A 6385-nucleotide genomic window follows, 5' to 3' on the forward strand; every position below is an offset into this window, starting at 1 on the left:
GTTCGGCGCCGAGGGCTTCGAGGGCGGCGGCGTCGATCTCGCCGCGCCAGTGCTGCTCGAGGGCGAACTTGAGCTCGCGGTGGGCGCCCATGCGCGGGAAGCCGAGGATGTGAGTACGTGTCATGCGGCGATGTTCCCAAGGATGTCGATATGATTCAAACGAAACCTTTTGCTCTTCAACTTGAACGAAATTCATGATCTCGTCCATCCTCGAAATCCGCCACTTCCGCACGCTGGTGGCGCTGCGCGACACCGGGAGCCTGGTGCGGGCGGCACAGCTGCTGAACCTCACGCAGTCGGCGCTGTCGCACCAGGTCAGGTTGCTGGAAGAGCATTTCGGCCTGGCGCTGTTCGAGCGCAAGTCGGTCCCGCCGCAGTTCAGCGTCGCGGGCATGCGCCTGCTCGAGCTGGCCGACAAGGCGCTGCCGCTGATCGGCGAGGCCGAGCGCGATCTGGCGCGGCTGTCGCTCGGGCGTGCCGGCCAGCTGCGCATCGTGGTCGAGTGCCACACCTGCTTCGACTGGCTGATGCCCGCGATGGACGCCTTCCGCCAGCGCTGGCCCGAGATCGAGCTCGACATCGTGTCGGGCTTCCATCCCGATCCGATCGCGCTGGTGCTGCAGGACCGCGCCGAAGTCGCGATCGTCTCCGAGCAGGACCCGGCCGAGAGCGTCGACTACCACCCGCTGTTTCGCTTCGAGATCATGGCGCTGCTGGCCAACGACCATCCGCTCGCCGGCAAGACGCACCTCACCGCGCGGCACTTCGCCGACCAGACGCTGATCACCTACCCGGTGCCCGACGACATGCTGGACCTCGTGCGGCAGGTGCTGCAGCCGGCCGGCATCGAGCCGGCCCATCGGCGCACCACCGAGCTCACGGTGGCGATGCTGCAACTGGTGGCGAGCGGGCGCGGCATCGCGACGCTGCCGCTCTGGGCCGTGCAGGGCTATCTCGACCGCGGCTATGTCACGGCCCGGCCCGTGGGCCGGAAGGGTCTGACCGGCGAACTGCACATGGCCTGCAGCGCCGCCACCTCGAAGCAGGCCTGGCTGGGCGATTTCGTGCAGATCACGCGCGAGACCTGCTTCAAGAGCCTGCCGGGGATCGAGCTGCTCTAGGTTCCACGCTCGACCGCGCCGTGCGAGTCGCTCGATCTATGATCCGGCGCGTGAATTCCCAACGCATCGACCTTTCCAACTTCGACGCCGCGATCGTCGACCTCGACGGCACGATGGTCGACACGCTCGGCGATTTCGTCGTCGCCCTGAACCTCATGCTGGACGACCTGGCATTGCCACAGGTGGACGCACCGGCCGTCGAGGCCATGGTGGGCAAGGGCTCGGAGCACCTGATCCAGTCGGTGCTGCGCCATGTCGGGGCCGGCGCCTCGCTGTACGACCGCGCCTGGCTGCGCTATCAGCATCACTACCTCGCGATCAACGGCCGGCACGCCAGCGTCTACGCCGGTGTCGCCGAAGGGCTGTCGGCGCTGCGGGCCCGGGGCCTGCGCCTGGCCTGCCTGACCAACAAGCCCACCGCCTTCGCGCGGCCGCTGCTGGCCGCCAAGGGTCTCGATCGCTACTTCGAGCAGGTGTTCGGCGGCGATGCCTTCGAACGCAAGAAGCCCGACCCGCTGCCCCTGCGCAAGACCTGCGAGGCGCTGGGCACGCTGCCCGCGCGCACCCTGATGGTCGGCGACTCCAGCAACGACGCCCAGGCCGCGCGCGCCGCCGGCTGCCCGGTGGTGCTGGTCAGCTACGGCTACAACCACGGCCAGCCGGTGCGCGGCGTCGACGCCGACGGCTTCGTCGACTCACTGCTCGAACTGGGATTCAGGCCGGCGCCGGGCCGCCCCAAGGCGGCCTGGGCCCCCTCGGGGGGCAGCGAGTACACGGAGTGACGAGCGTGGGGGCGCTTGCCTTTCAGCCCTTCCCGAGCAATGCGTCCTTGAGCTTGTAGTCGGCCGGCGATGGGCCGATCCAGATGCGCAGCAGCGCGTTGAAGAACGCCTGCTCCTTGATCRGATCGCCCTGCGGCACGCCCCTGACCGTGATCAGGCTGCCGCTGCCCGGAATCCAGTCGACCGTGAAACTGTCGCCGGCCTTGAGCTGCTTCTGGTCGGCGAACATCTGGCCCATGCGCAGCAGGCCGGGGATCAGCTGCGACATCTCGCTCTTGGGCGAGTTGTCCTCGACCCCGCGCGTGAACAGCTTGCCGAGTTCGTTGGCATCGATGTCGCGCAGCATCGTGATCGTCACGCGCTTGGGGCCCGGCGCCGCCAGCACTTCCTCGACCGTGTCGGCCTTCTTGCCGAGATAGAGCCCGGCGGTGTAGACCTTGAAGACCGCCTTGTAGCGCACGCCGGCGCCGTTGAGCAGCAGCTTGCTGCCGCGCAGGTCGATCGTGTCGTCGAGCTTCACGCCCGCGACGTCGACCTGGGCGGCCGACGCCGCGGCAGCAGCGAAGGCAAGGATGGACAGCGCGACAACGCGCCGCAAGGCGAAGGAAGGCATCGGGGTCTCCGTGGCGGCCAAGAATTTTTAAAGTGCCCGAATGTATCTTTTTGAATGCCTCTTGTCGCTGGGCTAAACTCCCGATTCCATGTTCATTCATCACGTCACTCAGACAGGTCAAGGCAGCCGGGGAGCCTGGCCTTGGCGCACGCCATCGTCGTTGCCTGTTTGATTGCACGGCGCACGCCGTGCGCCCGCGGCCTTCAGTCGACCTGAACCGGCCAACCCTGAATGACCCCGCCAGCGACCCTGAAGCGTCCGCTGGCCGACGGAGACCCCACCCGTGATCACTGAACTCGAATTCAAAAGCCTCAGCGCGCAGGGCTACAACCGCATTCCGCTGATGGTCGAGGCCTTTGCCGACCTCGAAACGCCCCTGTCCCTCTATCTCAAGCTGGCCTACACCAAGGACAGCGGCAAGCACAGCTTCCTGCTTGAATCGGTGGTCGGCGGCGAGCGTTTCGGCCGCTACAGCTTCATCGGCCTGCCCGCGCGCACCCTGCTGCGGGCCAGCGGCTTCGGTGCCGACGCGCTGACCGAGGTCGTCACGGATGGCAAAGTCGTGGAAAAAGCCCAGGGCAATCCGCTCGATTTCGTGGCGGCTTACCAACAGCGCTTCAAGGTCGCCCTGCGGCCGGGCCTGCCGCGCTTCTGCGGCGGCCTGGCCGGCTACTTCGGCTACGACRCGGTGCGCCACATCGAGAAGAAGCTCGAGAAAAGCTGCCCGCCCGACACCCTGGGCTGCCCCGACATCCTGCTGCTCCAGTGCGAGGAACTGGCGGTGATCGACAACCTCTCGGGCAAGCTCTACCTGATCGTCTATGCCGACCCGGGCCAGCCCGAGGCCTATGCCAACGCCAAGCGGCGCCTGCGCGAACTGCGCGACCAGCTCAAGTACTCGGTCAGCGCGCCGCGGGTGTTGCCGAGTCAGGCGCACCCGGCGCAGCGCAGTTTCGCCAAGGCCGACTACCTGGCCGCGGTCGAGCGGGCCAAGGAACTGATCGCGGCCGGCGACTTCATGCAGGTGCAGGTCGGCCAGCGCATCAGCAAGCGCTACACCGAGTCGCCGCTGTCGCTCTACCGGGCGCTGCGTTCGCTCAATCCCTCGCCCTACATGTACTACTACCACCTGGGCGATTTCCACGTGGTCGGCGCCTCGCCCGAGATCCTGGTGCGGCAGGAACACACCGGCGARGGCGAGCAGAAGATCACCATCCGCCCGCTGGCCGGCACCCGGCCGCGCGGCGCCTCGCCCGAACTCGACCGCGCGGCCGAGGTCGAGCTCATCAACGACCCCAAGGAACGCGCCGAGCACGTGATGCTGATCGACCTGGCGCGCAACGACATCGGGCGCATCGCCAAGACCGGCACGGTGAAGGTGACGGAGGCCTTCGCGGTCGAGCGCTACAGCCACGTGATGCACATCGTGAGCAACGTCGAGGGCACGCTGAAGGACGGCATGACCGCGATCGACGTGCTGCGCGCCACCTTCCCGGCCGGCACGCTCACGGGCGCACCCAAGGTGCATGCGATGGAGCTGATCGACCAGCTCGAGCCGACCAAGCGCGGGCTCTACGGCGGCGCCTGCGGCTACATCAGCTACGCCGGCGACATGGACGTCGCGATCGCGATCCGCACCGGCATCGTGAAGGACCAGATGCTGCACGTGCAGGCCGCGGCCGGCGTGGTCGCCGATTCGGTGCCGGAACTGGAATGGAAAGAGACCGAGGCCAAGGCGCGTGCGCTGCTGCGCGCGGCCGAACTGGTCGAGGAGGGGCTCGAGTGATGAACGAAGACAACCAGAACAACGACTTCTCGCACGAGATCATCGGCGCCGCGGTCGAGGTGCAGCGCGTGCTCGGCACCGGCCTGCCCGAAGAGGTCTACGCGGCCGCGCTGGCGATCGAACTGGCCGAGCGCGAGATCGGCTTCGTGCGCGACGTGCCGGTCTCGGCCAGCTACAAGGGCCGCGCGCTCGGCGAGGTCTGCCGCGCCGCCTTCGTGGTCGAGCAGTCGGTGGTGGTCGAGGTGAAGGCGGTCGACGCGCTGACCGACCTGCACCGCGTGCAGGCCCAGGCCGCCGTGCGTCTCTCGGGGTTGCGCCTGGGTTTGCTGATCAACTTCAACGTGTTCCCCGTGGTCAAGGGCGTGCACCGGATCGGAGTCAAGCCATGAAGCTCCTGATGATCGACAACTACGACAGCTTCACCTACAACCTGGTGCAGTATTTCGGCGAGCTCGGCGCCGAGGTCGAGGTGCATCGCAACGACGAGATCACGCTCGAGGGCCTGCAGGAGCGCATCGGCAGCGGCATCGGCCGGCTGGTGATCTCGCCGGGCCCGTGCTCGCCGGCCGAAGCCGGCGTCTCCGTGGCGGCGATCCAGGCCTTTGCCGGCCGGCTGCCGATCCTCGGCGTCTGCCTCGGGCACCAGGCGATCGGCGCCGCCTTCGGCGGCAGGATCATCCGCGCCCAGCAGCTGATGCACGGCAAGACCAGCGAGATCACGACCACGCGCGAGGGCGTCTTCGCCGGCCTGCCCGAGAAGTTCAGCGTCAACCGCTATCACTCGCTGGCGATCGAGCGCGAATCCTGTCCGCAGGCGCTGGCGCTCACCGCCTGGACCGACGACGGCGAGATCATGGGCGTGCGGCACACCGGCTTTGCGCACGATGTGCGCATCGAGGGCGTGCAATTCCATCCCGAATCGATCCTGACGGAGCACGGCCACGCGATGCTCCGCAACTTCCTGGAGTGAACACGATGAGCAGTCTGTCTTCACCGTCCATGGTCGACTTGCGCAGCGACACCGTCACCCAGCCGACCGAAGCCATGCGCGCGGCCATGCTGGCGGCGCCGCTCGGCGACGATGTGTTCGCCGACGACCCGAGCGTCAACGCGCTGCAGCGGCAGATCGCCGAGCTGCTGGGTTTCGAGGCGGCGCTGTTCGTGCCCACCGGCACGCAGAGCAACCTCTGCGCGATCCTTTCGCATTGCCAGCGCGGCGACGAGTACATCGTCGGCCAGCAGGCGCACTGCTACCGCTGGGAAGGCGGCGGCGCGGCGGTGTTCGGCAGCGTGCAGCCGCAGCCGCTCGACCACCAGCCCGACGGCACGCTGGCGCTCGACGCGATCGAGGCCGCCATCAAGCCCGACGACGCGCATTTCGCGCGCACCCGGCTGCTGGCGCTCGAGAACACGCTGGGCGGCAAGCTGCTGCCCTTCGGTTATGTGGAGCAGGCTACGCAGCTCGCGCAGCGCAGGGGCCTGGCGCGCCACCTCGATGGTGCCCGGCTCTTCAACGCCGCGACCGCCCAGGCGGCGGCGCTCGGCACCGACGTCCGCGCCGAAGCGCGCCGCATCGCGGGGTGCTTCGACAGCGTCTCGGTCTGCTTCAGCAAGGGTCTCGGCGCGCCCGTGGGTTCGGCGCTGTGCGGCTCGCGCGAGTTCATCGCGCGCGCCCACCGCATCCGCAAGATGGCCGGCGGCGGCATGCGCCAGGCCGGCCTGCTGGCCGCGGCCGCGTCCTACGCGCTCGACCATCACGTCGACCGCCTGGCCGACGACCATGCGCTGGCGCGCCGGCTGGCGGACGGCCTCGCAGGCCTCCCCGAGCTCCAGGTCGAGGCGCCGCAGACCAACCTGCTGTTCGTCGACCTGGCGGGCGCGGCGCGATCGCGCTCCGGCGAATTGCTGGCGCACCTGAAGGCGCAGGGTGTGCTCGCCACCGGCCTGTACCGGCTGCGCTTCGCCACCCATCTCGATGTCGACGCGGCCGGCATCGACCGCGCCATCGGCGCCATCCGGGGCTTCTTCCGTGCCTGACGCCCATTCGCTGCTGCTGTTCGTCGCCGCCGGGCTGCTGCTGAAC

At 68.4% G+C, this 6385-nt stretch carries 8 protein-coding genes; 6 read left to right on the top strand and 2 right to left on the bottom strand.

Features of this window, described 5'->3' with window-relative positions:
* Positions 1–124: hypothetical protein (locus AC1D2K_RS27440; protein ID WP_478092621.1), on the bottom strand; the 124-nt coding region annotated here is incomplete at its 3' end.
* Positions 125–194: 70 nt separating this feature from the next.
* Here AC1D2K_RS27440 and AC1D2K_RS27445 point away from each other — a divergent pair.
* The gene (locus AC1D2K_RS27445; protein ID WP_478092607.1) at positions 195–1121 is read left to right on the top strand and encodes a LysR family transcriptional regulator; all 927 of its coding nucleotides are present in this window, start codon (positions 195–197) and stop codon (positions 1119–1121) included.
* 50 nt (positions 1122–1171) lie between these two features.
* On the top strand, positions 1172–1903 hold the full coding sequence (gene gph / locus AC1D2K_RS27450) for a phosphoglycolate phosphatase (protein ID WP_478092609.1): 732 nt from the start codon (positions 1172–1174) through the stop codon (positions 1901–1903).
* Between the two features lie 22 nt (positions 1904–1925).
* On the opposite strand, the gene AC1D2K_RS27455 is transcribed toward gph, so the two are convergent.
* Complete coding sequence (locus AC1D2K_RS27455) at positions 1926–2516, bottom strand: chalcone isomerase family protein (protein ID WP_478092611.1); 591 nt, start codon at positions 2514–2516, stop codon at positions 1926–1928.
* A gap of 283 nt (positions 2517–2799) precedes the next feature.
* Between AC1D2K_RS27455 and trpE the strand changes: the two genes are divergently transcribed.
* From trpE to ltaE, 4 genes are read left to right on the top strand one after another with little or no spacing between them, the layout of a single operon-like run.
* Complete coding sequence (gene trpE / locus AC1D2K_RS27460; protein ID WP_478092613.1) at positions 2800–4302, top strand: anthranilate synthase component I; 1503 nt, start codon at positions 2800–2802, stop codon at positions 4300–4302.
* Positions 4302–4691: a GxxExxY protein gene (locus AC1D2K_RS27465; protein WP_478092615.1), complete on the top strand. Its 390-nt coding sequence runs from the start codon at positions 4302–4304 to the stop codon at positions 4689–4691. Before trpE ends, AC1D2K_RS27465 begins: the two co-directional genes overlap by 1 nt.
* Positions 4688–5272: an anthranilate synthase component II gene (locus AC1D2K_RS27470; protein WP_478092617.1), complete on the top strand. Its 585-nt coding sequence runs from the start codon at positions 4688–4690 to the stop codon at positions 5270–5272. The genes AC1D2K_RS27465 and AC1D2K_RS27470 overlap by 4 nt, the downstream gene beginning before the upstream one ends.
* Before the next feature lie 5 nt (positions 5273–5277).
* Entirely contained in the window at positions 5278–6339 is a 1062-nt protein-coding gene (gene ltaE, locus AC1D2K_RS27475; protein ID WP_478092619.1) for a low-specificity L-threonine aldolase, read from the top strand.
* Positions 6340–6385 lie beyond the last annotated feature (46 nt).

This window comes from Variovorax sp. P1_H12_2 (genome assembly GCF_056405335.1).

Excerpts from the sequence above, each read along its gene's own strand:
- AC1D2K_RS27470 (WP_478092617.1), top strand. The coding sequence starts at position 4,688 with ATGAAGCTCCTGATGATCGACAACTACGACAGCTTCACCTACAACCTG.
- AC1D2K_RS27445 (WP_478092607.1), top strand. The coding sequence starts at position 195 with ATGATCTCGTCCATCCTCGAAATCCGCCACTTCCGCACGCTGGTGGCG.
- ltaE (WP_478092619.1), top strand. The coding sequence starts at position 5,278 with ATGAGCAGTCTGTCTTCACCGTCCATGGTCGACTTGCGCAGCGACACC.
- AC1D2K_RS27465 (WP_478092615.1), top strand. The coding sequence starts at position 4,302 with ATGAACGAAGACAACCAGAACAACGACTTCTCGCACGAGATCATCGGC.